Genomic DNA, 26,628 nt, shown 5'->3' with positions numbered 1-26,628 from the left:
AACGGCGGGCTTTCGGTCAGCGGCCTTCCGGTAGCGTGAATACGGCGATTGCCGCGCTAAGCTGGCCGGTCTGCGCTTTGAGCACATCCGCGGACGCACTCGCCTCCTCCACCAGCGCCGCGTTTTGCTGGGTCGTCTGATCCATGCTCGCCACCGCGATGTTGACCTGCTCGATGCCCGAGCTTTGCTCCACCGAAGCCGCGCTGATCTCGCCCATGATGTCCGTCACGCGACGCACCGCCTGCACGACTTCCTGCATGGTCTCGCCGGCGCGGCTCACGTACTGCGAGCCGCCTTCGATCTGCGCGGCCGACTCTTCGATCAGCGCCTTGATCTCCTTGGCCGCCGCCGCGCTGCGTTGTGCGAGGCTGCGCACTTCGCCCGCCACCACCGCGAAGCCACGCCCTTCCTCACCGGCGCGCGCCGCTTCGACGGCCGCGTTCAAGGCGAGAATGTTGGTCTGAAACGCAATGCCTTCGATCACGCCGATGATGTCGCCAATCCGATGCGACGACTGCGAAATGCCGCGCATCGTCTCGACCACCTGACCGACCACTTCGCCGCCGCGCGCTGCTGTCTCCGATGCGTTATGCGCGAGCTGGCTCGCTTGCTTCGCGTTGTCGGCGTTCTGCTTCACGGTCGCGGTGATCTGCTCCATGCTCGACGCGGTTTCGCCGAGCGCCGTGGCCTGTTGTTCGGTCCGGCGCGACAGATCCGCGTTGCCGGCGGCAATTTCGTTGGACACCGTCGAGATCAGCGTCGCGCCGCCGCGAATCTGCGCGATCGCTTGCGCGAGGCGCTGCTGCATGCGCCGCATGGCGGCGAGCAGGCTGGCTTCGTCGCCCGCCTTCGTTTCGACGACCAGGTCGAGCTCGCCGTCGGCGATGCGCGCGGCGATCTGCGCCGCGTAGGCCGGTTCGCCGCCGAGTTGCCGCAAGATACTGCGCAGGATCACGCCGATCACGAGCGACACCACCAGACACAGCATCAGCGCGGCGCCCACGTACTGGATCAGCGTCGTGTAGAACGCAGCGTCGATATCGTCGGTGAATACGCCGGTGACGATCGTCCAGGCCCATGGTTTGTAGAGGCGCACGTAGTTGACCTTCGGCGCCATCTGGTTGGAGCCGGGCTTCAGGAACTGCAGGTGGATGAAGCCTTCGCCTTCGCGCTGGGCGAGATCGGAGCCGTCCTTGAATACGTGGCGCCCTTGCGGGTCGGTGAAGCCGCTCATGTCCTTGCCTTCGAGGTCGGCACGCACGCCGTGCATGAGCACACGGGCCTGCGCGTCTTCGATCACGAGATAGCCACCGGCGCCGTCGTAGCGCATCGCGCGCAGATCGGCCATCGCCGAGCGTTGCGCGTCGGCGAGCGGCACGGCGCCCGAGGCGACCAGGCCGTTATAGCGGTCCAGCACGCTGTACGCGACGCTGACCACGCTCTTCAGTTCGGCCTGGCGGTCGGCGATCATCGTGTCGCGTGTCTTGAACGCGCCCCACAGGCCGATTGCCAGAATACCCATGCACATTACCGCTAGTGCGAGCCAAAGCCGCACCTTCAGGCGAAACCGTTCCATCTCCGTATCCCTTGTACTTGTTTGTCGACGCGCCGCCAAGGCGGACGCCCCGGCGATTCATGTCCATCTTCAGGATTAACGGCGGAGCGAGGGAAAACTTCAGGCTTGGCCAATCGGCGGCAGCCGCCGGGCCAATGCATGCACTTTGCCGGCGCTGCTCACGATATGCTCGACGCGGCGGCGCCGTCTGCCGATCCGATTTCGTGCACGCGGGCCGGGTGAGGCGTTACTCCGCCGGCAGCGTCAGCGCGGCGACTTCGCAGCGCGGCCACTGACGCAATACATCGGGCGCCAGCAACAGCTTGGCGGCCCGCACGCCAGCGCCCATGACGACTTGGGTTCGCTCCATGACGGCGGCGTCGACGAGAACGCGCCAGTCGGCCGGCAAGCCGAAGGCCGTGATACCGCCAAACTCCATGCCGCTATGCTCGACGGCCGCTTCCCGCTTGGCGAACGAAAGCCGCTGCGCGCCCAACGCCGCCTTCACCGCGCCGTTGATGTCGAGGCGCAGCGAACCCAGCGAGACCAGCGCCGCGTAATGCTCGGCGCCCTCTTTCTTGTATCGGATCACGATCGTGTTCGCGCAGTCTTCTAGGCCGAAGCCGTAACGCGCGCTGAATTCGGCGGTATCCGAAGCGTCGTCGGTGACGGAGAAAACCGTCACGCCTTGGGCCGGCAATTGCTCGACGACATGCGCAGGTAGATGCGCGCCCAATTGTTCGGCGGGAATGATGTCCAACTGCTGTACGAGTTCGTGCGAGTGCATAGCGAGCAAAGTGTATGGGGATCCCTCGGCATTCTAACGGCACGCCCCGCTCGAGGTGCGCGGGGTCCGCGCATGCCGCGGCCGCTTGTTATAGTGACAGGCACAAGGTTTGCGGAAGGCTTTCACGCGAAGACTGCGTCAAGGCTGCCTCAACGGTTCGCCCCCGCCCAACCGCCTGACGCGCGCGGCGCCTGTACCTTTTGAGAAACACGACCATGGACATCGACACGCTTTCCGCCGAGAACCTGCAATTGGTGGCCCGCAAGCAGGCCAACTGGGCCATCGGCGCCTTCAAACAGTTTGCCGAAGACCGCTGCGCGGCCATGGCGGCAAGCATCGCCTTCTATGCCGCGTTTTCGCTTGCGCCGACGCTGGTGATGGTGATCGCCGTGGCCGGCTGGTTCTTCGGCGCAGAAGCCGCGCGCGGCGAATTGTTCGACCACATTCACGGATTGCTCGGCGACCAGGCTGCCGCGGGCGTGCAAACCATCGTCGAAAATGCCCATCACAGCGGCAGCGCCGGCGGCATTGCGGCAATCATTTCGTTCACGATGCTGGCGATCGGCGCTTCGGCCACCTTTTCGTCGCTCAATAGCGCGCTCAATATAGTGTGGCCGTATACGGGGCCACGGTCATCGAGCGTGATCGCGCTGGTGCGTGTGCGCCTGATCTCGTTCGGCCTGGTGCTCGGCGTCGCGTTCCTGCTGATCGTTTCGCTGGTGCTCGACACGGTCATTACCTTCATCGGCAAGTGGCTGTGGGGCGACTCGCCGTATGTGGTGATCGGCAACCTGCTCCAACTCGGCGTCGGCCTGCTGGTGCTGGCCTTTGCGTTCGCCGGCCTGCTCAAGTTCCTGCCGGACGCTCGCGTGCGCTGGCGCGATGCGTTCGTGGGCGGGATCGTTGCCGCGGTGCTGTTTTCGGCGGGCAAAAAGCTGTTCGCGCTCTATATCGCGCACGCCGGGATGGCAAGTTCGTTCGGCGCGGCCGGCTCCCTCGCCGTGTTGTTGATGTGGCTGTATTTCTCCGCCGCCGTGCTGCTGCTCGGCGCGGAGTTTTCAGCGGCGCGCGGACGTATGCTCGATCCGCGCGGAGGCTGGGGCATGCAGGACGACACGCCGCCCGGCAGCCGCGCCAAGCTGGCGTCGGTGCTGGCGGCATCGACGGTCGCCGCGGAAGCCGCGCCGCAAGTCGCGCGTGAGCGCACCGCTTCGAGCGACGCCGCGCTCGCGTGCGTCCAGTCTGACGCGACATCCGGCACGCTGACCGGCGCGACGCCGGCAGCGGCGCTTCGAGCTCGAGCGAGTAACAAGAAGTCGGCACGCGCGACGGCGGTCAAACTCGGCAGGACTGTCGTATCGGCCGAGGCGCAAGCCACTCGCATCGCCGCCGTCGCGCTGATCGAGGCCGGTCGCAAAGCCGTTGCGGCGGATCGCTACGTGAGGCGGCACCCGTGGACTTCGGTGCTGTTCGCCGCCGCTGCCGGGCTGACTGCGGCAACGGTCGCGCGGCGCAGCAACGGCGAACGCGACCCGAATCCCTAGGCCACGCGGTTGCAATCCGCCCCGCGCCGCGTGCTCCGCCTATGCGCCAGCGTGGTGCGCCTGACCACAGCGGGAGAGACCTGTCCAGCGCGTGCGTCAAGCGAAATGCATCGAAATTTTTACGTGTTTCCTACAAAGCGCCCCAAAAAAGTAGACGAGTTTCTTACGACAGACCTTCAAATAAGTGTCGAAAGTGAAGGTGCCAGAGCCGTCACTGTCAACAAAACAACAATAATGCTTGGTCAACGATTAAATGTTGCTGAAACGGAAATAATCGTTAAGGCGCTTTAAATACAAGGCTTTGCGCGAGTTGTCAGTTTTTGGAGACAGTCTTTTTTTTCCAGTTCTAGCCGGTAGACCTCCTGCGCTATTCTCCTTCCCGCAACAACAAACTAATCATCTGCGTGGAGAAATGGATGAAACGAATCGCGCTGTCTACCCTCTCGCTGGCGCTCCTGAGCGTCACTGGCGTCGCTCATGCTCAAAGCAGCGTGACCCTGTACGGTTTGATCGATGAATCGATCCAGTACGCACACAACACGGTTGACGCTTCGGGCAAGAACTCGAACCAGGTCGGCCTGGTTGGCGGCAACCTGCAAGGCAATCGCTTCGGCTTGAAAGGCACCGAAGATCTCGGCGGCGGTCTGAAGGCGATTTTCCAATTGGAAAACGGCTTTGACATCAACAACGGCAAGCTGGGTCAAGGTGGCAAGATGTTCGGTCGTCAAGCCTACGTCGGCCTGACGGGCGACCAATGGGGTACGTTCACGCTGGGTCGTCAATACGACCCGCTCGTCGACCTGGTTCAGCCGCTGACGGCTGACAACTACTTCGGTTCGACCTTCACCACGCCGGGCGACGTCGACAACAACGACAACTCCTCGCGCACGAGCAGCGCCATCAAGTACACCTCGCCGGTGTGGGGCGGCTTCCAGTTCGAAGGCATGTACGCTCTGGGCGGCGTGGCTGGTGCAACGGGTTCGGGTCAATCGTGGTCGGGCGCTGCAACGTACGCAACGGGCCCGTTCAGCGTTGCTGCTGGCTACTTCCGCATGGACAACGGCAACACGCTGGCTAGCCGCACGTCGGCAGGCTCGGTGGGCTGGAATGGCAGCACGTCGGACGGCACGTTCGACAACCAGGTCAACGGCGCGTACGCGGCAGCCAAGTCGATCGGCATCGCTTCGGTCGCTGTGCAATACGTCGCAGGCCCGTTCACGGCTAACCTGCGTTACAGCAACGCACAGTACAAGCCGGACGCAAACTCGGGCTTCGGTTCGACCGAGAAGTACAACGTCGGTGGCGCATACCTGGGTTACCAGGCAACGCCGGCCATGCTGGTTGGCGTGGGCTACACCTACACGAAGGCTAGCGGCGATTCGAGCGCAACGTATCACCAGGTTTCCCTGGGCGGCGACTACAACCTGTCGAAGCGCACGGACATCTACCTAGTTGGCGCATATCAGCACGCAAGCGGCCAGCAACGCACCTCGGCCGGCACGCTGGTCGACGCAGGCGCTGCAATCGGTTCGTACGGCTACAACTCGGCTTCCAGCTCGCAAGAGCTGGTCAGCCTGGGCATCCGCCACAAGTTCTAATCGAACTTGACGGACTGCTGAAGCAACACGCAGTTGAAGACCAGCCACAGGCGAAAGCCTGTGGCTGGTTTTTTTTCGCCCTGGCCCCAGTGACGCCGGCACGCGTGCCGCGTCAGCGCGATCGATCACATACTCGTGGATGCCCCGCTCGTCAGATGCGCGGCCGATCCACGCCGGTTGAGGCAAAAAAAGGCCGCCAGCAGCCGGTTGGGGCTGCTGGCGGCCTCGCCATGTTGCGTCTCCCGCCCAAGCCAGCGGAAGCGGGTCATACGCCAGCAGCCTATTTGCGCTGCGACTTGCCCTTCTCGGCCTGCGCCAACGTCTGCGCGGGCCTCGCGTCGAGTTCATGCTCGATGCCATCCGCGCCGACCGGCGCGCGATACAGCACCAGTGCCCGCTCGCGTTGCAGCAACGGCACGTTCGGCGAATCCTGCCAGTCCGGGTCGGGAATCTCGCCGAACACCTGGCGCAATCGCTCGCCCCAGGTGCGGTGAATCATCTCGAAGTACGCGTTGTCCTGATCGATCGAGACGAAGCGCGTGACCCGCAGCGCGTCCTTCTGGTAGACCAGCAGATCGAGGGGCAATCCCACCGACAGGTTCGAGCGCAGCGTCGAGTCCATGGAGACGAGCGCGCACTTGGCGGCTTCGTCGAGCGGCGTGGAGGGCGTGAGCACGCGGTCGATGATCGGCTTGCCGTACTTGGCCTCGCCAATCTGGAAATAGGGGTTCACCGCCGACGCCTCGATGAAATTGCCCGCCGCGTAAATCATGAACAGGCGCGGCCGGTTGCCCGCGATCTGCCCGCCGAGAATGAAGCTGCAATTGAAGTCGACGCCGAATTCCTGCAGCGCCTCGGCCTCGCGCTGATGCACGCACCGCACCGCGCGGCCGATCACACGGGCCGCGTCGGCCATGGTTGGCGCGTTCCAGAGCGTGGGCAGCGACGGATCCGCAGGCTCCGACAACTCGTGCAACACCGCCTGGGTGAGCGACAGATTGCCGGCGCCCAGCAGCACGAGCATGCGCTCGCCGGGCTGCTCGAACACCGACATCTTGCGCGCGGTGCTGATGTGATCGACGCCCGCATTGGTGCGCGTGTCCGAGAGGAACACGAGACCTTCGTCGACGGACATCGCGACACAATAGGTCATAAGAAAAGGTACCCGCAAAAAAACGACTGAACGGCGCTATTGTAATGCGGCTCGCATGCGCCGCCATTCCGTATAACGGCCTTGGGGGCCCAATCTGAATGGTTATGAGGCCTGGCGCTCACCAGAGCCTCTAGCGGCCTCTCTGGTCGCCGCCCCGTTCTTCCTGCTATTGCGGCTGTTGCTGCGGCTGTTGCGCACTGACCATGACGGACACTTTCAGCTGTTCCTCCAGCCCGCCAATACGCCGGCCGCGCACCGGCGCAGCCGACTCATAGTCTCGCGCCACGGCGAGGCGGCAGTAGATTTCGCTGGCGAATGCGGCATGCGTGACGTCGATGGAAATCCAGCCCTTGCCTTCGAGCCAGACGTCAACCCACGCGTGGCTCGCGGCATGCTCCACATCACCCGGCTCGATATAGCCGCTCACGTAGCGCGCGGGAATGCCACGCGCGCGGCAGCACGCCAGCATCAGATGCGCGTGGTCCTGGCACACGCCGTTGCCGAGCGCGAGCGCCTGAGCGGCCGTGCTGGTAACTTCCGTGACGCCCGGGTTGTACTTCACACGCTGCACGATCTGTTCGGACAGCGCGATCAGGTTCGCCGAGTTCGCCAGGTTCGGCACCGATTCGGCCAGTTCGCGCACCGCGGCATCGACCTCGGTCAGCCGCGTCGAGCAGGTGAAATGTTCGAGCGGAATCGGGCCGACAGCGTCGGGCAGATAGCCATCGACCAGCGGGATCGTGTCCACTTCGCCGGCCACGTGCAGACGGATCTCGCTATGCGGCTTGTTGATGACCAGCGTGTGCAGCACGTTGCCGTAAGCGTCGAAGGTCGCGTCGAGCTTGCCCGGCGCGTCGATGCTCCAGCGCCGCACGACCTGCGAGGCGCCGCTCGACGGCGTCAGCCGCAGTTGCTGGATCGAATAATGGACAGTCGCTTCGTAGCGATAGGACGTGTCGTGGCGGATCGTCAGGTACATAAAAAAACTCCGTCAGGCGACTGGCAGCATCAGGTAGGTACGCGCAACCAGATTGCCAAGCTCGAACACGCGAGCGAGGAACTGCGTCAGATAGGCGTGCAGGCCGGCTTCGAAAATCTGCCGGATGTCGGAGTACACGAGTTCGGCGCGCAGCTTGCCGGCGAACCGTTCGCACTGGTTCGAACCCGAGGTGCGCAGCATCGCGAGGTTCGCACAGACGCCTTCGAGCGACGCCAGCAGCGAACGCGGCATCTGCTGATTCAGGATCATCAGTTCGACCACGCGTGCCGGCGTGACGACGTCGCGATACACCTTGCGATAGATCTCCAGCGCCGATACCGAACTCAGAATCGACGTCCAGTAGTAGAAATCTTCGAGCTGGCGCGCGGCGTCGCGTGAATTCGGTTCGACGTCGGCAAAGCGCACGTCGAGAATCCGCGCGGTGTTGTCGGCGCGCTCCAGATAAGTGCCGAGCTGCGTGAAGAAGAACGCGTCGTCCTGTAGCGCGGTGCCGATCGTCACGCCACGCGAGAGGTGCGAGCGGAACTTCACCCATTCGAACAAAGCGCCGGGATTGTGCGCCGCCTGGCCGGACGAAATGCGCTCGTTGAATTCCAGCCACGTGTCGTTGATGGTTTCCCACCACTCGGTCGTCAACGTGCCGCGCACCGCGCGGGCGTTTTCGCGCGCGGCCTGCAAACACGAGTGGATGCTCGACGGATTGGTCGAATCCGCCACCATGAAATCGAGCACATGTTCTCGGGTCGGTTCGTCGTAGCGCTGCGCGAACGCGGTTTCGAGTTCGGAAATGCGCAGCACCGAGCGTTGCGCGCGCGCCTCCTGTTCGGGCGTCTGCGGCAACAGCAGCGCCTTCAGGTTGATGTCGAGCATGCGGGCGGTGTTCTCCGCGCGCTCCATGTAGCGGGCCATCCAGAAAAGGTGATCGGCGGTTCGGCTTAGCATGACGGCGTTCCGTATCTGATGACGCGAGACCTTGTCGAAGTAAAAGGCTCGCGCTGGTTATCCGTATGCGCCGGCGGCGTGCGTATTGCGTATTGCGTGCCGCCCCGGCGCGCTGGGTTGCAGGCGCGGTTGCGTGAAAACATCTGCAACCGCGAGCGGCAACCGCGTCAGTCGACCATCCATGTATCTTTGGTCCCGCCTCCCTGCGACGAATTGACGACGAGCGAACCCTCCTGCAACGCCACGCGCGTGAGTCCGCCGGCCACCATCGTGACGGTCTTGCCGGACAGCACGAACGGGCGCAAGTCGATATGGCGCGGCGCGATACCGCTTTCGACGAACGTCGGACACGCGGAAAGCGCCAACGTGGGCTGCGCGATATAGCCGGCCGGACGCGCAATCAGACGCTCACGGAACGCCTCGATTTCGGCTTTCGTCGAAGCCGGTCCGACGAGCATGCCGTATCCGCCCGCGCCATGCACTTCCTTGACCACCAGTTCCGGCAGATGCGCGAGCGTGTAGGCCAGATCGTCGGGCTTGCGGCACTGGAACGTGGGCACGTTGTTGAGGATCGGCTTCTCGCCGAGGTAAAACTCGATCATTTCCGGCACGTACGGGTAGATCGATTTGTCGTCGGCGATACCGGTGCCCATGGCGTTCGCGAGCGCCACGCGCCCGGCGCGATACGCGGTCAGCAGACCCGGCACACCGAGCGCCGAGTCGTTGCGGAAAGCGAGCGGGTCGAGAAAATCGTCGTCGACGCGGCGGTAGATCACATCGACGCGCTTCGGCCCTTGCGTGGTGCGCATGAACACATAGTTGTCGTCGACGAAGAGATCTTTGCCTTCCACCAGTTCCACGCCCATCTGCTGCGCGAGGAAGGTGTGCTCGAAATACGCAGAGTTGTACATGCCCGGCGTGAGCACCACCACGACCGGATCGTCGACGCCTTCGGGCGCGACCGAGCGCAGCGTATCGAGCAGCAGATCGGGATAATGCGCGACCGGCGCAATGCGGTTCTGCACGAAGAGTTCAGGGAAAAGCCGCATCATCATCTTGCGGTTTTCGAGCATATAGGACACGCCCGACGGAACTCGCAGATTGTCTTCGAGTACGTAGAACTCGCCTTCGTCGCCCGCGCGCACCACGTCGACACCGGCGATATGCGCGTAAACACCGAGCGGCACATTCACGCCCTGCATTTCAGGCCGATATTGCGCGTTGGTATAGACCTGCTCGGCCGGCACGATACCGGCACGCACGATATTGCGATCGTGATAGACGTCGTGGATGAACAGATTGAGCGCCTGCACCCGCTGGCGCAAACCGGCCTCCAGCGTCTGCCATTCGCCGCGCGGAATGATGCGCGGAATCAGGTCGAAGGGAATCAGCCGCTCGGTGCCGGACAAGTCCCCGTTCACCGCGAAGGTGATGCCGACCCGGCGAAACAGCAGATCGGCTTCCGCACGCTTGCGTGCGATCGCCTCGTTGCCCTGCTCCACCAGCCATCGCTCAAAGCGCGCGTAGTGTGGTCGCACGGCATCGTCATGATGACGCATCTCGTCATAGCATCGCATGTCACGCCCCGCTCTTGTTGTCGGATAGAAGGCGAATGCGCTGCGCATTCGGTGTTCGACAATCGATCAAGCAAGCGCTATGCCATTGAGCTTTTCGCGTACTAAACACGGTGCATGCACGCGAACAGCGCATCCCGGCCGGCAAGGCTCCGCTGTCATCGTACTGCGGCGGCCCATGATGCGCTAGTACGGTGCATACGCAGCACCGCGGTGCGTGACTTGGACAGTCCTCGGGCTCGCGCCCGGCTTCGCACACGCCATGAACGCGCATAAAAAATCCCCGTGGATTCGCACCCACGGGGATTTCAGACTACATGCACTACGGATCGTCCCGACGGAAATTTCCGCCGGGTGTCTCAAGCGTCAGCCATTGTTAAATACAACGCCAACGCGTGAAACGCGATCAGCCTGCAGCAGCGTCCTTCAGCTTCTTCAGCGGACGTGCCTTGATGCGCACGCTAGCCGGCTTGGCCGGGAACCAACGCTCTTCGCCCGAGAACGGGTCTTTGCCGAAGCGCTTCTTCTTCGCCGGCACAGCTTGCACGACGATCTTCAGAAGACCCGACAGCGTGAATTCGCCAGCACCCTTCTTATGCACGGCGCCGAGGATCGTGTCTTCGAGCGCGGCCAGAACAGCCTTGGCGGTCTTCGGTTCCACAGCAGCGCGTTCAGCGACGTGTGCAGCCAGCGAGGCCTTCGTGAAGGTGTCCTTGATCGGCGACGGAGCGCTGGACGCCTTCACGGCGACCTTCTTAGCTGCGACGGCCTTCTTCGCAGGAACTTTCTTTGCAGCAACCTTCTTGGTCGGTACCGGGGCAGCAGCCTTCTTGGCCACCTTTTTTGCGGAAGTCGGCATGTTTCTCCTACCTGTTGTGGTCAGTGAATTGCACGAAGCGCACACGACATGTGCACGCTTCAACGCCGGATTCTACAAGCGCTAATACGATTTGCGCGACTCTTTTATGTATAACAGCGAAGGTTTGTTGCGCGGCGCAGACTGCGCAACACATTTTGATGCTTGTTTTAGCGGGTAAACGTGCGTAGGCGGGCTCGGCAACACGAACACGTAACGTACGTTACAAGTCATTTCGATGCATGAATAACGGCACTTTCTGCATCGGAGAGTAGAAGGTGGATCGTCCGGTCATCGCAAAAAAGACCTCGCGGCTCGCACGCCATGCTCTTTCACGCGGCGGAAAAAACGCGCCCCCTGCAGCGAAAAACATTGCAGGGGGCGACCAATCTCGCCCTGCGACAGAAAATCGCGGGCCGGTTTCAGCGCACGGTTACTGCCGGCTGACGTGTTTCAGATCGTGTTCGCTTTCCTTCACGTGAGCCCAGTACTCGCTTTCGTCGCGCGCGAGGCCAAGCTCGCCGTTGCGATAGGCCATTGCCAGCGCGAGGTTGGCTTCGGGTAACTCCGCATTGGCCGCGCGCGTGAGCCATTGCAGCGCCAACGCGTCGTCGTGCGGCAAGCTCGTGCCGAAGCGATACTCGTTGGCAAGCTGGAACTGCGCGAGCGGCAGGCCCGCTTGCGCCGCCCGTTCGAGCCAGCGAATCGCCAGGCTTGCGTCACGCACCATGCCGTAACCATTGCGATAAAGCGTTGCAAGATCGTAGGCCACCTGGGCGTCGCGCGAATCATGCGATGCCGCCAGCGTCAGCCAATGGCGGCTTTCCACATAGTCCGGCGCGATGCCGGGCAGCCCGCGCAATAGCAGATGCCCGAGCGTCGCCTGAGCGCGCGGCGCGCCGTCGAGCGCAAGTTGCCGGTAAAGCTCGACGCCTTCGCGACGTTCGTCGAGCCGCGTGGAATTCACGAGCACGTCCGCGAGCGCTTCGCGCGCCGCCGCGTTGCCGAATGCCGAGGTCACGCGCAACTGCCACAGCGGCCAGGCCGCGTGCGTCGCCGTGCCCTGCATCTGCCAGTCGTCGATCTGCACGTTGGAGACGCGCGTGGCGGCCACCGTGGCCACCGTGACGAACGTGCCGGCTGTGATGGCGACGGCCACCGCCAGCACCAAAGAAAGCCGCGCGTTCATTGGTTGAGGTTCACGGTGTAGACCGCGAGTCCCTTGCCCGTGCCGTCGTCGGCCTGAATCTGGGCGACGTTGGCAATGCCGTTGGCCTGCGCGAGCGCCGCCAGGTTCGGCGCCGACAGGAAGGTCACCGGGCCGGCCGTTGCCACCTTCGTAAACCGCCAGCTACGATCGCTGCCGTTGCTGACCGCCTTGATAGCCTGCACTTTCTTGATATAGGCGATCAGCACGTCGCGGCTCGCATCCGGCGACGCGTAAATCGTCTTGCTGCCGTCGAGCCCAGGGAAATTTCCGCCACCGCTCGCGCGATAGTTGTTGGTCGCGACGATGAACGACTGCGTGTCCGAGATCGCCGCGCCCTGATATTTCAGGTTGCGAATGCGACTGCCGACAGCCTGCGTCACGTCGATTTCGTAGCTGAAATCCTTCGACGTGATCATGTCGAAGTTATAGCCGGGATACGTGCTGACGAGTGCCTGCGGCGCGGTGTTGGCCGGATCGATCTTGTTGAAGCGTTGGGCCGCGGTTTCGAGCCAGGCCTTCAGGTCGGCGCCCGTCACCTTCACCGCATAGATCGTGTTCGGATACAGATAAAGGTCGGCGGCATTGTTGATCGCCACGTTGCCTTGCGCGACGTCGGTGAAATCGTTGCCGCCGCCGAAGCCGCTCTTGAACGGCGCGCTCACCGACAACACCGGAATGCCCGCATATTGCGGCAGATTCGCGTTGATGTAGTCCTGCGTGTAGGCCGCCTGCGCCTGGTTGACGATTTCGATAGCCGACACGTCGCCCACATCGGCAAAGTACGTGGTCATGCGAAAGTCGGTCGTGCCGATCGGTGTTTTCACGTAGTTGATGGTCGCGGCGTGCTCGGCGGCGATCGCCTGTGAGACCGCCGGATCGACGGCGACGTAGCTTTTATCCGCGTTCTGGATCGAGCGGGCTTCCGCGGTGCTCGCGTTTCGGTCCACTGTCCACGTGCCGTTCGTGAAGTTCAGCGCGAGCTTGATCACGCCGAGATGTTTGCCCCAGAAATTCGCCATCACGGTCGGCACGCCGTTGACGGTGCCTTTCACCTTGTCCACGCCCGGCAGGTTGAATTGGGTGACCGTGCTGTTTTTATCTGGGAAAACCTGATGCGAATGGCCAATCAACATGGCGTCGATGCCAGGCACTTTGGACAGGTAGTAGCTGCCGTTTTCCATCGAAGGCGAATAGGTTGAGTTGTCGAGCCCGCCGTGCGACATCGCCACGATGATCTGCGCGCCCTTCGCCTTCATTTCCGGCACGTACTTCGACGCGCTTTCGACAAGACCTTGCGTGTAGACGTTGCCGTCGAGCCAGCGCTTGTCCCACGCCATGATAGCGGGCGGCGTGAAGCCGATCACGCCGATCTTCACCGGCGCGCTGACGGTCTTGCCGTCGGGCGTCGTGGCCGTGATCGTGCGTTCGAGGATCGTGTACGGCTTGAAGATCGGCTGCTGCGATTTCGCGCCGAGCACGTTGGAGAGCACCAGCGGAAAGTTCGGCCCCGCGCATGCCGGCTGCGCGGCGACCGGACTCATGTTCGGCACGTCGAACGCGCTGCCCGTCACTTGCGCGAGAAACGGCAGGCCGTAGTTGAATTCGTGATTGCCGATCGTGCCCGCGTCGTACTTCAGCAGATTCATGACCTTGTAGACACCGAGCGTGGTCTTGCAATCGATCGGCGCGACTTGCGCCTGATAGTCGGCGAGCGCGGTGCCCTGGATCGTGTCGCCGTCGTCGAGCAACATGGTATTGGGAAATTCCTTGCGCGCCGCCGCGATCAGCGTCGCCGTGCGCTCCAGACCGAGCGACTTGTCTTCCGCCAGCTTGTAGTAGTCGTAACTCAGCAGATTGGTATGGATGTCGGTGGTTTCCAGCAACGCAAGCGTCGCGGTCGTGCCATTCGCCACTTGCGGCGCGGGCGTGTCGACACTGCTGCTGCACGCCGTGATACCCGCGGCGATTCCCATTGCGCCCAGCGCCCCCAAGGTTCCCCATGCGCCAAACGCGCCTCGCGCGCGCAGCCGCTTGCCTGCCATGAACGTCACTCGCATCCTTACCGCCCTCCGGTTTGTCGTCGTGTCATGCCGGCACATCTGGCCGGCTTTGCATTACAAACAATTACAGAGGCGCAAGCGTACGGTGGGTTTATGACACTGATTTGTAGGGCATTAGATAGGTTTGAGTAAACCGTATGCGCGGTTCGCGTGCCTATTGCGCGAGCCGCGGCAGGATGCCGGCTAGCTTGGTGAGCGCCGCGTCGATATGCTCGACCGCGATATTGCCGTAGCCGAAAATCAGACCGGGCCGCGCCTTCACACGCAAATAAAACGGTGCGAGTCCATACAATCCGATCGAGGCTTCACGCGCCGCGCCAACCACGGCCTCCTCCGTCAGCGGCGCTTTCAGGTGCGCCGCCATGTGGATGCCGGCCGTGGGCACGATCGGCTCGAACCAGGGCGCGAGGCCGCCGTGCAGATGATCGAGCAGCACCGCACGGCGCGCCGCATAGGTCTTGTGCATGCGCCGCAGGTGCTTGGCGAAATCGCCGTTGAGCAGGAAGGCCGCGAGCGCGGTTTGCGTGAGCGTGCAGCCATGCCAGTCGGCGATCTGGCGCGCCTTGAGAAGCGGATTGAAGAGCGAAGCCGGCGGCACCACGTAACCGACCCGCAGTTCGGGAAAGATCGTCTTCGAAAACGTGCCTACGTAGGCCACGAGCCCGGCGCGATCGAGGCTTTTGAGCGGCTCCATCGGCCGGCCTTCGAAACGGTACTCGCAGTCGTAGTCGTCCTCGATGATCACCGCGCCGCGCTTCTGCGCCCATTCGAGCAACTCGACGCGGCGCTCGAGACTCATCGGCATGCCGAGCGGAAACTGGTGTGAAGGCGTCAGATAGACGAGCCGCGCCTTGTCCGGCAGCTTGCTCACGATCAGCCCTTGCGCATCCACCGGCACGGGCACCACACGCGCGCCTGTGGCCTTCAGGCAGGCATGGGCGGGCGAATAACCGGGGTCTTCGATAGCCGCGACGTCGCCGGCACGCAACGTGACGCGAGCCAGCAGATCGAGCGCGTGCTGTGCGCCTTGCGTCACGATCACGTCTTCCCAGTTGCTCGCCACGGCGCGGTTAAAGGCCAGATAGCGCGAGATCGCGAGACGCAACTCCTGCTCGCCGGCCGCGTCGCGATACGTGCCGGGGCCGCGCGCTTGCGCACGCAACGCACGATTCACGCAGCGGCGCCACACGTCGAAGGGGAACAGCGTCTTGTCGGTCGCGCCGCCTATGAAGTCCTGCGGCGACATTACCGAAGGACGCGGCAACGCGAGGCGCTCGGGCATCTCGTCCCACAGCGGCTGGGCGCGCGCGGCGGCCTTCGCCTTGGCCCGCTCGCGCGACACATCCGCCGCCTTAGCATGCGAGGAGCGCTCCACCGGCAGACGCTCCAGGCCGTCGGCGACGAAAGTGCCCGAGCCGGCTCGGGCGCTGAGATAACCCTCGGAAAGCAGCCGCTCGAATACGTCGAGCGTCGTCTTGCGCGACACCCCCAGTTGCGTGGCGAGTTCTCGCGTGGACGGCAGGCGCGTGCCGCCGGCAAGGCGCCCTTCTAGGATGCCGGCGCGCAACTGGCGATAGATCTGTCCAGACAGATCGTGATGCCCTTGGACCGCGATATGGATTTCCATCCGGGTGGCTACCTCAACTATCCGGAAGAGGGTTGAGTCGAAAGACCGATGTCGGTCCTAAGCTTACCCCCGTCGCCGGCATTTGAGCGGACATTGACGATCAGGAAGGTCTGATGCCGGAAGTGCCGGATTGAGTGCCGGACTCAATGCGGCACTCAAGGTGAAGGCGGCCTGCAAGCGGCGCGTTCGCACCGCTGCCGATGTTGCAGCGGATTACTCCGCCACCACGCCGTTCAGTGCCGCGCTTTGCCGCGCGCTCTCACGCGCTTCGTCGCTGCAGCGCTGATGTTCGCGCGACAGCTTGCGCATCAGCGGCAACAGCAGAACCGCCACCAGCGCGCCCACCGCCGCGAGCCAGCCGAGGCCGGTGAACAGCTTGGTGTAGAGCGGCAGTGATTCGAGCGGATCCATGTCGCCGGCCGGCATCTGCGCGAAATTCGCCACCACGCTGCCCAGATATTGCGACACACCGGTCGCGACGAAGTAGGCGCCCATCATGAAGCCGCTCATGCGTGCCGGTACGTAACGCGCGATCATGGCGAGCCCGAGACCGCTCACCAGCAGTTCGCCGAGCGAATACAGCCCGTAGCCGCCCACCATGAACCACGACGACACGCGTCCGTTCACCGCGTAATTGCCACTCGCCGCATAGACGAAAAAGCCGGCCGCCACCACAGCGAAACCGAACGCGTACTTCACCGCCACAGGAACGTCCTTGCCGCTTTTCGCGAGCTTGGTGTAAAGCAGCGCAAGCACAGGGCTCAGCAACATGATCCAGATAGGATTGAGCGCCTGGAACTGCGCGGCGCTCCACGTGAACCACGTCTGGCCGAACAGAATGAAACGCGGATCGACGTTGCGCAGCGCGAACAGCGTGAGCGAGGTCGACATCTGCACGTAGAACACGAAGAACAGGATCACCTGCGCGGTCAGAATCAGCGCGGCCACCAGACCCGAGCGCTCCGAGCGTTCGCACTTCATCAGCATGTAGCCGAAGATCGCCAGAATCGCGACGCCCGCCGTGTACACGCAGGCCACCGCGATCGCCTTGTGCTGCAGCACGAACATGGTCGCCGCGCCGAGCGCGAGGCCGCCCAGCGCGACCGCGCCGACACGCTTCCAGCGCACCGGTTCGGCGTCCGGCGCGGAGCCGATATGCGCGAGCGTGCGGAACATGACGAAATAGTTCAGCACCGACAACAGCATCCCCGCACAGCAGACGGCGAACGCCGTGTGCCAGCCCCAATGGTCCTTGATCCACGGCGTGGCGAGCATCGATACGGTCGAGCCGATGTTGACCGCCATGTAATAGATCGTGAACGCACTGTCGATGCGCGCGTCGTCGCCTTCATAAATACGGCGCACGAGATTCGCGGCATTGGCCTTGAAGAGACCATTGCCCACCACGATCACGCCGAGCGACGCGTACATATAGGCAAGCTGGTCATTGGGCAGCGCCAGCATGAAATAGCCGACCGACAGCACGCCGGCGCCGAAGATCATGGTGCGGCGCGCGCCGAGAATCTTGTCGCCGATCCAGCCGCCGATCGAGGGCGACGCATACACCAGCGCCGTGAACGCGCCCCACGTGAGGGTGGCGTGGCTGTCGGTGAACTGCAGCTTGTCGATCATGAACAGGACCAGCAGCGCGGCCATGCCGTAGTAGCCGAAGCGCTCCCACATCTCGATCAGAAAGACCGTCGAAAACGAACGGGTCTGCGACACGCGCGCGCCCGGCGGATTGGATGAATTCATCGTGTACCTCTTGTTCAAACGGTTACGGCGTCGCGCGAACTGGCCGCGCGGCGCATGAAACGGAATCTGGAAAGACAGTCGGCGCAGCCTGTGCCGTCACGCACACGCGGACGCATGGGCCCTGGCGCGAACGCGCGCATTCGCGCGCCAATGCGCCAAACCAGCAGATAAACCAGGAAGGGTGGCGAAGGCCCGTCTCGCGATAGGCCCCGAAGCAAGTCCCGTTGGCGAGCGCCCTGCGCAACGCGTTGCCGGGGCACGCGACGTCATATCGGGGCCGCGCTCCGGCATGCGGAGCGGGCTGAATGATAAAGCATCGCGGCGAATGGAAATTCTGAGGCCGGCCGATGGCGTCGGTGCCAGTCGGCGACGGGCGGCGAGCCCGCGGCGGGAAAGATCGGCAGTGATGGTCATATCCTTACGCCGGCGGGCGTTCGGTTGGAACGGGCCGGACAGTGCTCCGCCGCACAGGATCGCTGCGCGCGGAATGAGAAACAGCGGGGCCGATTCTGCAAATAGAAACATGCTGAGTCACTCAGGGATTTCACCGATCCCGCGTTGATGACATGGGTCGATTGCGCCTTGCGTCTTTGCCGCATCCGCACCCGCGGCCAAAAATAATCTGTAATGTCATGCCGTTAATCCTGCTGATACTCGAATTGCATAAACGCGCCGGCGAGCGTGCATACTCCAGGCATTACCGCCTTTGTTTGCTGTTTTCCGAAATAAACGGTCATTTTGGCGGGGTTTAGTTTCGATTCTGGCAACATAGAGTGTTATCTCAGATTGTGGTCGCTTGCCTCACCCGGCGTCGCCAAGGCCCGATGCCGCGCCCGGACCGCAATCAAACCATATTTACATATATCAAACAAATTTTGACGGGCTAATTTCCTCCTGCTATGGTCACGACAATTCAAAAGAGCAATCCGGCACTAGAAATCGGCAGCAAGATCCGCGCGCTGCGGCAACGGCTCAAGCGCACGCTGGATGACACGGCAACCGCGGCGGGCATTTCCAAGCCGTTTTTGTCGCAGGTGGAACGTGGCCTCGCGTCACCGTCCATCACGTCGTTGGCGGGGATCGCAAACGCACTCGGGGTCACGGTGCAGTATTTCGTCGACACACCCAGCGAAGAACGCTGCGTGAGCCGCGGCGATCAGTTGAGGTTTTTCGGTTTTGCGGACTCGGCCAATCTGTTTGCGCGGCTGACCAATGTGACGGGCGGCCGTCAGCTCGAGGCGATCCTGGTGAGAATGCCACCCGGGCAGAAGCGCTCCGAAGTCACCACGCATGCCGGAGAAGAGTTTATGTATGTGATCGACGGCGAAGTGTCGTTGACACTGGAAGGCAAGACGTTCGTGTTGCACGCGGGAGACAGCGCGCATTACGAATCGACGGTGCCGCACAGTTGGGTGAACACCGCGCGCATCGAGTCGGTGGTCGTCTGGGTGGGCACACCAAGACTGTTCTAAAGAGCAGGCACCTCATCCGGTCGGACCGGCCAGGGATTGCCTGCATTACGCAATGTAAGGAATCCTGCATGTCGCGCTATCAATACGAGCAACAAGGGCCGCCCTGGCCCGAGCAACGCAGCTAAACGGGCGCCCTGGCGCCAGCGCGTTTCTCTCTCGACCTTTCCTGCGATCTCAATCGATGAAAACCCCGTTCGTCTACGCGACGGCGCTGACCGCGCTCGTCCTCTCGTTTGCCCCGTCCGCTTTTGCTGTCAACGTACCTGCCGGCGTCACGCTCGCCGCGAGCCAGGAAATCACCCGCCAGGTGCCGGCTGAAACCGAATCGCTCGACCCCGCGCATATCGAATCGTGGACCGGCAATACGATCGCGCTCGACCTGTTCGAAGGCCTGACGCGCATCGACGCAGCCGGCGCGGTGGTGCCGGGCGTCGCGCAATCGTGGACGCGCACCGGGCCGGACACGTGGGTGTTCAAGCTGCGCCACGATGCGCGCTGGAGCAACGGTCAGCCGGTCACGGCGGCGGACTTCATCTACGCATGGCAGCGCGTGCTCGATCCGAAAACCGGCTCGAAGTACACCGTGCTGGTCGAATTCGTGAAGAACGCCAAGGCGATTCTCGCCGGCAAGGCGCCGCTCACGAGCCTCGCCGCGCGCGCCGTCGACCCGTACACGCTCGAAGTCACCACCGAAGTTCCCGCCGCTTTCTTCCCGCAACTGGCCGCCATGCCGACCATGGCGCCGGTCAACCGTGATGTCGTGACGAAGTTCGGCGGCGACTGGACCCGGCCGGGCAACTTCGTCGGCAACGGACCTTATGCGCTGACCGACTGGCAGCCGAGCAACCGCCTGGTGGGCACGAAGAGCAAGACGTACTGGAACGCCAGCAAGGTCGTGATCACGAAAGTGACCTACCTGCCGATTGAAAACGACGAAACGGCCATGCGCATGTATCAGGCCGGCCAGTTCGACTATACGTACTCGGTCCCCTCGGGCATCTATGCGCAGGTGAGCAAGCAGTTCGGCTCCGAACTGAAAACCGGCCTGCAGATCGCCACCTATTACTACAGCCTCAACAACGACGACCCGCTGTTCAAGGACAAGCGCGTGCGCCAGGCCCTCTCGATGGTGCTCGATCGCGACCTGCTGACCCAGCGCCTCACCGCGGACGGCGAACTGCCCATGTACGGCCTGATTTCCAAGGGCACGCAAGGCGCGGCCGTTTTCAAGCCTGAGTGGTCCACCTGGCCGATGCCCAAGCGCGTGGACTATGCCCGCAATCTGCTGAAGCAGGCCGGCTATTCGGACGCCAAGCCGCTCACGTTCACGCTCACCTACAACACCAACGACCTGCACAAGAAAGTCGCGCTGTTCGCGACTTCCGAATGGCGCACCAAGCTCGGCGTGAACGCCAAGCTCGAAAACGTCGAATACAAGGTGCTGCTCAAGCAGCGCCACGACGGCAAGGTGCAGGCCTCGCGCGACGGCTGGTTCGTCGACTACAACGACGCCATGTCGTATTTCGATCTGATCCGCTGCAACAGCGTGCAGAACGATCAGCGCTACTGCAACCCGCAAGTCGACAAACTGGTCGATCAGGCCAACCAGCAGCTCGACGACGCGAAGCGCACCGCTCTGCTCACGCAGGCGCACGATCTGGCGATGAACGACTATCCGCTGGTGCCGCTCTTCCAGTACTCGGCGGACCGGCTGGTGAAACCGTATGTGGGCGGCTATACGTCGACCAACTACGTCGACCAGCGCGCCACGCAAGACATGTATCTGATCAAGCACTAAGCGCGGGAGCACCGTCATGCTGGCCTATACGCTGCGCCGCACGCTCTGGGCGATCCCGACGATTCTCGCCGTGATCACCGCGTGCTATCTGCTACTGCATCTCACCCCGGGCGGACCGTTCGACACCGAGAAGCAACTCTCGGCGGCCGTCCTCGCGAACCTCAACGCCAAGTACCACCTCGACGAACCGTTGTGGTTGCAGTACCTCCACTATCTCGGTTCGCTGCTGCACGGCGATCTCGGGCCGTCGTTCCGCTACGCCGACTGGACCGTCAACGATCTGGTGTGGAAAGCGTTGCCGGTGAGCCTCGGCGTGGGCGGCGTCTCGGTGCCGATCGCGCTCGTGATCGGCGTCGCGCTCGGCACCGTGGCCGCGGTGCGGCGCGACCGCTTCGTCGATCACTTCGTGATGGTGCTCGGCAATATCGGCAACGTGGTGCCGCCTTTCGTGCTCGGTCCGGTACTCGTGTGGATCTTCGCGATCCTGCTGAAGACCTCCGAAGGGCACGGCTGGCTGCCGGCCGGCGGCTGGGGCGAAGGCGAATGGCGCTATCGCGTGCTGCCGATCGTGCTGCTCACCATCATCAACGTCGCCGCGATTGCCCGCGTGATGCGCGGCAGCATGATCGAAGTGCTGTCGGGCAACTTCATCCGCACGGCGCGCGCCAAAGGTTTGCCGGGCCGCACGATCGTGTTGCGCCACGCGATGAAGCCTGCGCTGATGCCGGTCGTCTCGCTGCTCGGTTCGATCTGCATCTCGTCGATCACCGCGGCCGTGGTCACCGAATCGGTGTTCGCGCTGCCGGGCCTCGGCCAGCTGGTTGTCAACGGTGCGATCAATCGCGACTACACCCTCGTGCTCGGCCTCGTCGTGCTGACGACCGCCATCGCCGTGCTGTTCAATCTGCTGGTCGACCTCGCCTATGCGTGGCTCGATCCGCGCATCCGGTACTGATCCATGCCCCGCTCTCTTCAATCGACTGCCGCGGCGCTCGATCCGCTCGCGGCCATAGCAAGGGCGCCGCGTTCGCGCGGCCCGCTCGCCACCGCCACGTGGCGCTTCGTGCGCAACCGCGCCGCCTTCGCCAGTTTCGTCCTGCTGATGCTGATCGTGATCGCCTGCGTGGCCGGTCCGTGGCTGTTGCCGAACAACCCGATCGATAGCGACTGGAGCGCGATCAGCCTCGCGCCCACGTTGCAGAACATGCACTGGTTCGGCACCGACGAACTCGGCCGCGATCTGCTCGCGCGCACGCTGCAAGGCGGGCGCGTGTCGCTCGAAGTCGGCCTGCTCGGCACGCTGGTGTCCGGGCTGATCGGCGTCGCGTACGGCGCGACCGCGGGTTATCTGGGCGGACGAGTCGACGCGGTGATGATGCGGATCGTCGACATGATGTACGCGATCCCCTACATGCTGATCGCGATTCTGATGATGACCATGTTCGGCCGCGCGTTCTATCTGGTCGTGCTCACCATCAGCGCGTTTTCGTGGCTCGACATGGCTCGCGTGGTGCGCGGCCAGACGCTGTCGCTGCGCTCGCGCGAATTCATCGACGCCGCGAAGGCGATCGGCGTGAGTTCGCGTTCGATCATCGCGCGCCATATCGTGCCGAATCTGTTCGGCGTGGTCGTGGTGTATGCGAGCGTGACGGTGCCGAACATCGTGCTGACGGAATCGGTGCTGTCGTTTCTCGGCCTCGGCGTGCAGGAGCCGATGACGAGTTGGGGCGTGCTGATTCAGGACGGCGCGCAGAAGCTCGAATCGATGCCCTGGCTGCTGCTGTGCCCCGCCGTGATGTTGTGCGTGACGCTGTATTGCGTGAATTTCGTCGGCGATGGTTTGCGCGACGCATTCGATCCGAAGGACCGTTGACATGCCGCTACTCGAAGTCAAAGACCTCAGCGTGCGCTTTACGCGCCGCGAAGGCGCACCCGTCGACGCGGTGCAAGGCGTGTCGTTTTCGCTGGAGGCGGGCCGCACGCTCGGTATCGTCGGCGAATCCGGCTCCGGCAAGAGCCAGACCGTGATGGCGCTGCTGGGCCTCCTGGCCGGCAACGGCAAGGTGTCGGGCGCCGCGACCTATCGCGGCGAAAACCTGCTGACCATGAACGAAGCGGCCTTGAACCGGATTCGCGGCGACCGCATCGGCATGATCTTTCAGGACCCGATGACCTCGCTCAATCCGTTCCTGACGATCGAACGGCAAATGACCGAGACGTTGCAACTGCACAGCAAGATGTCGCGCCGCGAAGCGCGCCGCCGCGCGATTGAAACGCTGGAATCGGTGCGCATTCCCGATGCCGCGCGGCGCATCAACATGTATCCGCACGAGTTTTCCGGCGGCATGCGCCAGCGCGTGATGATCGCGATGGCGCTGCTCTCCGAGCCCGAAATCCTGATCGCCGACGAGCCGACCACCGCGCTCGACGTGACCGTGCAGGCGCAGATCATCGAACTCTTGCGCGAACTGAATCAGGAACGCGGCACGGCGATCATTCTGATCACGCACGACATGGGCGTGGTGGCCGGTTTGTGCGACGACGTGATGGTGATGTACGCCGGCCAGACCGTCGAGCAGGCGAGCGCCGCCGCGCTGTTCGCCGCGCCGACGCATCCGTACACGCTCGGCCTGCTGAACGCGCTGCCGCGCCTGACCGACGATGACGACGAGCGCCCCCTGCAAACCATCCCCGGCAATCCGCCGCTGCCCGGCGAAGTCGGCGCGGGCTGCGCATTCGCGCCGCGCTGCGGATATTGCACCGATCGCTGCCGTGAGTCGCGCCCGCGTCTCACTTCCGCGGAAGGTCACGCCGACGCGCTGCGCGCGTGCCATCGGCCGGTAGCGGAAATTCTCGAGGCCCAACACGTATGAACTCCACTCCTCCTGCAAACCAGGACGCGGCAACGCTCTTGCGCGTCGACAATCTCAAGGTGCAATTCGGCGTACCGCGCGGCGGTTTTCCGTGGTCCGGCAAAGCGACGCTGCGCGCGGTGGACGGCGTGTCATTTACCGTGCGGCGCGGCGAAACCGTGGGGCTCGTCGGCGAATCGGGTTGCGGCAAATCCACGCTTGCGCGCGCGATCATCGGGCTCGCTCCCGTGGCGAGCGGCAGCGTGCGCTGGCTCGGCGACGAAACCGTAGTGCCCGGCGCGCAACGCGATACGTCGCGTTTGCGCCGCGACGTGCAGATGATTTTCCAGGACCCGCTCGCCTCGCTCGACCCGCGCATGACGATCGAACAGATCGTCGCCGAGCCATTGACGACGCACGGCCAGGACATTGCGCGCGCCGACGTGCAACGCCGCGTGCTGACCATGCTCGAACGCGTCGGCCTCAACGCCCAGCATCTGCGCCGTTATCCGCACGAATTTTCCGGCGGCCAGTGCCAGCGCGTAGGCATTGCGCGCGCGCTGATCGGCGAGCCGCAACTGGTGATCTGCGACGAGCCCGTATCCGCACTCGACGTGTCGATCCAGGCGCAGATCGTCAACCTGCTGCGTGATCTGCAACGCGAACTGTCGCTCTCCCTGCTGTTCGTCGCGCACGATCTGGCCGTCGTCAAAGCGATCAGCCACCGCGTGCTGGTGATGTATCTGGGACGAGTGATGGAGTTTGGCGACAAGCGCGAGGTGTACGGCACGCCACGTCATCCGTACACGCGGGCATTGCTCTCTGCCGTGCCGGTCCCCGATCCAGTGGTGGAGCGCGCGCGCCGTCATCTGCTGTTACGCGGCGAGATTGCCTCGCCGCTCAGTCCACCGTCCGGTTGCGCGTTTCGCACGCGCTGCCCGGATGCGATCGAAGCCTGCGCGCGGGAGATTCCGCAGCCTGTCACGCACGGCGCCAAAGCGACACGCGTCGCATGCATTCGCGTGGGGGACGTCCCGAAGGAAGCGCCGCTGGAACACCGCTAGAGCAGCAAACCCAAGAAGTTAAAACCGTATTCTCCGGCGCGGCGGGCCGTCGCGCCGTTGGATTCGCTCGTCCTGTCATCAGCAGGACTGAGCGATTCGCTTGGACTGGCTACGCGCCGGCCAAAGGTTCACCACAATAATCAGAGACGTATTCCATGAAAGATACCCGATCAAAAAACCGGTCAAAAAAAACCGGAGCTGCAACTTTCTTCTACTGCGCATTCACGCTTCCCGCGTTGACCCTCGCCGCGAACGCGTATGCCGACGACGGTGTTTCGGAGCCCACCTCCGAAACGTCTAAAGCTCAAGCGCTAGCGCAAACGTTGTCGTCCCCTACGCAACATGCACCGGAACCTTCGGTCGCGCAAAGCAGTCCATCCGGCAAGCGCCGCGCGGACCAGGGCGGCCAGGTGCGTAACGACCAGCCGGACACCACCAACGCCATCGTCAACGCCGAAGCCAATCAGTCGGTCACGCCGCCCGCACCGCTGTCGAGCCAGGCGGCGAGCAAAGGGTTTATCGCCGACAGCCATCTGAATCTGCTGTTTCGCAACTACGCCGATTACTTCCAGGCGCCTGACGCCATCTACCGTCACGCGTGGGTTCAGGGCGTGCAGGCCAATTATGAATCCGGCTACACGCAAGGACTGGTCGGCTTCGGTGTGGATGCCTCGCTGTTCGGCGCGCTCAAGCTCGACGGCGGCAACGGCGCGGGCAACATGGTGCACGTGGGAAAGGACGGTGGCGGTTCGGAACAACTCGCGTGGGCCTACCCCGGCATGTACGACATCAAGGGGCGCATTTCGGAAACGGTCGTGAAGTATGGTCTGCAGATCGTCACCAACCCGTTCCTCGAACCACACGACAATCGCGCGCTGCCGCCGACCTTCCTCGGCGTTTCCATGGTCAGCAACGATCTCGTGCACACCACGCTCGAGGCCGGCAGTTTCACGAAAGTCGACGCGCGCGGCCACACGAACCTGACCAATCTCACCACCTCGTATGGCGGCACGCGGATCGATCGCCTCACGTATGTGGGCGGCACCTGGCACTACGCGAAGAACGGCGAAATGGCCCTGTATGTCGATCAGGCCGACGACGTCTGGCGCCAGTACTACGGCTCGGTCGCGCAGTCGTTCGGCGATCCGACCACCATCAAGTGGAGCGGGCTCGCGAACATCTACTCGACGCACGACACCGGCGCGTCACGTCAGGGGCACATCAACAGCAACGCCTACAGCGTGTCGGTTTCCGCACAGCACGGCCCGCATGCGCTGCTGCTCGGTTACCAGCAGGTGCTCGGCGACCAGTTCTTCGACTACGTCAACGAGACCAACGGCATTTACCTGACCAACTCGATGGACGTGGACTACAACGCGCCGCACGAGCAGTCGCTGCAATTGCGCTATACGTTCGACGGCAAATATGCCGGTGTGCCGGGACTCAAGGCGATGTTCTGGGGGCAATACGGTTGGGGCGCGGACGCATCCGCGGGTGCGGCGGAGAATGCTTCGCCGTCGGCGCCGCTGCATGATCTCTACTGGAAGAACGGCGAGCCGGTGCACGGCCACCATCACGAGTTCGGTTTCATTCCGAGCTATACGCTGCAAAGCGGACGCTTCAAGGATACGAAGGTCACGTTCATCGCCATGTGGCACAACAGTCAGTACCACTACTCGGATGGCAACAACATGGAATACCGGCTGGTCGTGAATGTGCCGGTGAAGGTGTTCTAAGCGGTTTTCAGCGGCATCTGGCGCGCGGGTTTTCGCGCTGCCGCA

The 26,628-nt window shown here is 63.3% G+C and carries 20 protein-coding genes; 9 read left to right on the top strand and 11 right to left on the bottom strand.

From position 1 onward, the window contains the following. Positions 1–16: 16 nt before the first annotated feature. Both P0D70_RS15390 and P0D70_RS15385 read right to left on the bottom strand, forming a co-directional pair. Positions 17–1,576 carry a methyl-accepting chemotaxis protein gene (locus tag P0D70_RS15390; RefSeq protein WP_408185130.1) on the bottom strand — a complete coding sequence of 520 codons (1,560 nt, stop codon included), beginning with the start codon at positions 1,574–1,576 and terminating at the stop codon, positions 17–19. Positions 1,577–1,802: 226 nt separating this feature from the next. Beyond that, a complete protein-coding gene (locus P0D70_RS15385; RefSeq protein ID WP_408185169.1) occupies positions 1,803–2,342 on the bottom strand; it encodes a YbaK/EbsC family protein in 540 nt (179 codons plus the stop codon). A gap of 215 nt (positions 2,343–2,557) precedes the next feature. On the opposite strand from P0D70_RS15385, the gene P0D70_RS15380 reads away from it, so the two are divergent. Beyond that, positions 2,558–3,886, top strand: a complete 1,329-nt coding sequence (locus tag P0D70_RS15380; RefSeq protein WP_091807087.1) for a YihY/virulence factor BrkB family protein — start codon at positions 2,558–2,560, stop codon at positions 3,884–3,886. 416 nt (positions 3,887–4,302) lie between these two features. Further along, complete coding sequence (locus tag P0D70_RS15375; RefSeq protein ID WP_408185129.1) at positions 4,303–5,484, top strand: porin; 1,182 nt, start codon at positions 4,303–4,305, stop codon at positions 5,482–5,484. A gap of 280 nt (positions 5,485–5,764) precedes the next feature. On the opposite strand, the gene P0D70_RS15370 is transcribed toward P0D70_RS15375, so the two are convergent. The 9 genes from P0D70_RS15370 to P0D70_RS15330 form a co-directional block, all read right to left on the bottom strand. After that, positions 5,765–6,637, bottom strand: coding sequence for a proteasome-type protease (locus P0D70_RS15370; RefSeq protein WP_091807085.1), 873 nt, complete (start codon positions 6,635–6,637; stop codon positions 5,765–5,767). A gap of 166 nt (positions 6,638–6,803) precedes the next feature. Next, the gene (locus P0D70_RS15365; protein ID WP_408185128.1) at positions 6,804–7,616 is read right to left on the bottom strand and encodes a transglutaminase family protein; all 813 of its coding nucleotides are present in this window, start codon (positions 7,614–7,616) and stop codon (positions 6,804–6,806) included. A 12-nt stretch (positions 7,617–7,628) separates the two neighbouring features. Further along, positions 7,629–8,579, bottom strand: coding sequence for an alpha-E domain-containing protein (locus P0D70_RS15360; RefSeq protein WP_408185127.1), 951 nt, complete (start codon positions 8,577–8,579; stop codon positions 7,629–7,631). Between the two features lie 167 nt (positions 8,580–8,746). Beyond that, on the bottom strand, positions 8,747–10,156 hold the full coding sequence (locus P0D70_RS15355) for a circularly permuted type 2 ATP-grasp protein (RefSeq protein WP_091807082.1): 1,410 nt from the start codon (positions 10,154–10,156) through the stop codon (positions 8,747–8,749). A 403-nt stretch (positions 10,157–10,559) separates the two neighbouring features. Next, positions 10,560–11,012: an HU family DNA-binding protein gene (locus tag P0D70_RS15350; RefSeq protein WP_007177969.1), complete on the bottom strand. Its 453-nt coding sequence runs from the start codon at positions 11,010–11,012 to the stop codon at positions 10,560–10,562. A gap of 430 nt (positions 11,013–11,442) precedes the next feature. Next, positions 11,443–12,198 carry a tetratricopeptide repeat protein gene (locus P0D70_RS15345; protein WP_408185126.1) on the bottom strand — a complete coding sequence of 252 codons (756 nt, stop codon included), beginning with the start codon at positions 12,196–12,198 and terminating at the stop codon, positions 11,443–11,445. After that, positions 12,195–14,192 carry a bifunctional 2',3'-cyclic-nucleotide 2'-phosphodiesterase/3'-nucleotidase gene (locus tag P0D70_RS15340; RefSeq protein WP_408185168.1) on the bottom strand — a complete coding sequence of 666 codons (1,998 nt, stop codon included), beginning with the start codon at positions 14,190–14,192 and terminating at the stop codon, positions 12,195–12,197. The genes P0D70_RS15345 and P0D70_RS15340 overlap by 4 nt, the downstream gene beginning before the upstream one ends. Positions 14,193–14,433: 241 nt before the next feature. Next, a complete protein-coding gene (gene pdxR, locus P0D70_RS15335) occupies positions 14,434–15,906 on the bottom strand; it encodes a MocR-like pyridoxine biosynthesis transcription factor PdxR (protein WP_408185125.1) in 1,473 nt (490 codons plus the stop codon). Positions 15,907–16,119: 213 nt separating this feature from the next. Beyond that, positions 16,120–17,661, bottom strand: coding sequence for a peptide MFS transporter (locus tag P0D70_RS15330; protein ID WP_408185124.1), 1,542 nt, complete (start codon positions 17,659–17,661; stop codon positions 16,120–16,122). 899 nt (positions 17,662–18,560) lie between these two features. Between P0D70_RS15330 and P0D70_RS15325 the strand changes: the two genes are divergently transcribed. The 7 genes from P0D70_RS15325 (at position 18,561) to P0D70_RS15295 (ending at position 26,583) form a co-directional block, all read left to right on the top strand. Then, on the top strand, positions 18,561–19,133 hold the full coding sequence (locus P0D70_RS15325; RefSeq protein ID WP_007177972.1) for a cupin domain-containing protein: 573 nt from the start codon (positions 18,561–18,563) through the stop codon (positions 19,131–19,133). A gap of 181 nt (positions 19,134–19,314) precedes the next feature. After that, positions 19,315–20,931, top strand: coding sequence for a peptide ABC transporter substrate-binding protein (locus P0D70_RS15320; RefSeq protein WP_091807072.1), 1,617 nt, complete (start codon positions 19,315–19,317; stop codon positions 20,929–20,931). A 16-nt stretch (positions 20,932–20,947) separates the two neighbouring features. Then, positions 20,948–21,886 (top strand): ABC transporter permease subunit, encoded by a 939-nt coding sequence (locus P0D70_RS15315; protein ID WP_091807070.1) that lies wholly within the window; start codon positions 20,948–20,950, stop codon positions 21,884–21,886. Between the two features lie 3 nt (positions 21,887–21,889). After that, positions 21,890–22,804: an ABC transporter permease gene (locus tag P0D70_RS15310; protein ID WP_408185123.1), complete on the top strand. Its 915-nt coding sequence runs from the start codon at positions 21,890–21,892 to the stop codon at positions 22,802–22,804. Between the two features lies 1 nt (position 22,805). Next, positions 22,806–23,804 (top strand): ABC transporter ATP-binding protein, encoded by a 999-nt coding sequence (locus tag P0D70_RS15305; protein WP_408185122.1) that lies wholly within the window; start codon positions 22,806–22,808, stop codon positions 23,802–23,804. Then, on the top strand, positions 23,801–24,847 hold the full coding sequence (locus tag P0D70_RS15300; protein WP_408185121.1) for an ABC transporter ATP-binding protein: 1,047 nt from the start codon (positions 23,801–23,803) through the stop codon (positions 24,845–24,847). Before P0D70_RS15305 ends, P0D70_RS15300 begins: the two co-directional genes overlap by 4 nt. Positions 24,848–25,002: 155 nt before the next feature. Further along, on the top strand, positions 25,003–26,583 hold the full coding sequence (locus P0D70_RS15295; protein WP_408185120.1) for an OprD family outer membrane porin: 1,581 nt from the start codon (positions 25,003–25,005) through the stop codon (positions 26,581–26,583). The last annotated feature ends 45 nt before the right edge of the window (positions 26,584–26,628 follow it).

Origin of the sequence: Paraburkholderia sp. RL17-381-BIF-C, from assembly GCF_046026435.1 — a bacterium.
In the GTDB taxonomy this organism is placed as follows: Bacteria; Pseudomonadota; Gammaproteobacteria; order Burkholderiales; family Burkholderiaceae; genus Paraburkholderia.
Note: the sequence above shows the minus strand (reverse complement) of the source record. Positions and strands in the feature narration are given on the sequence as shown.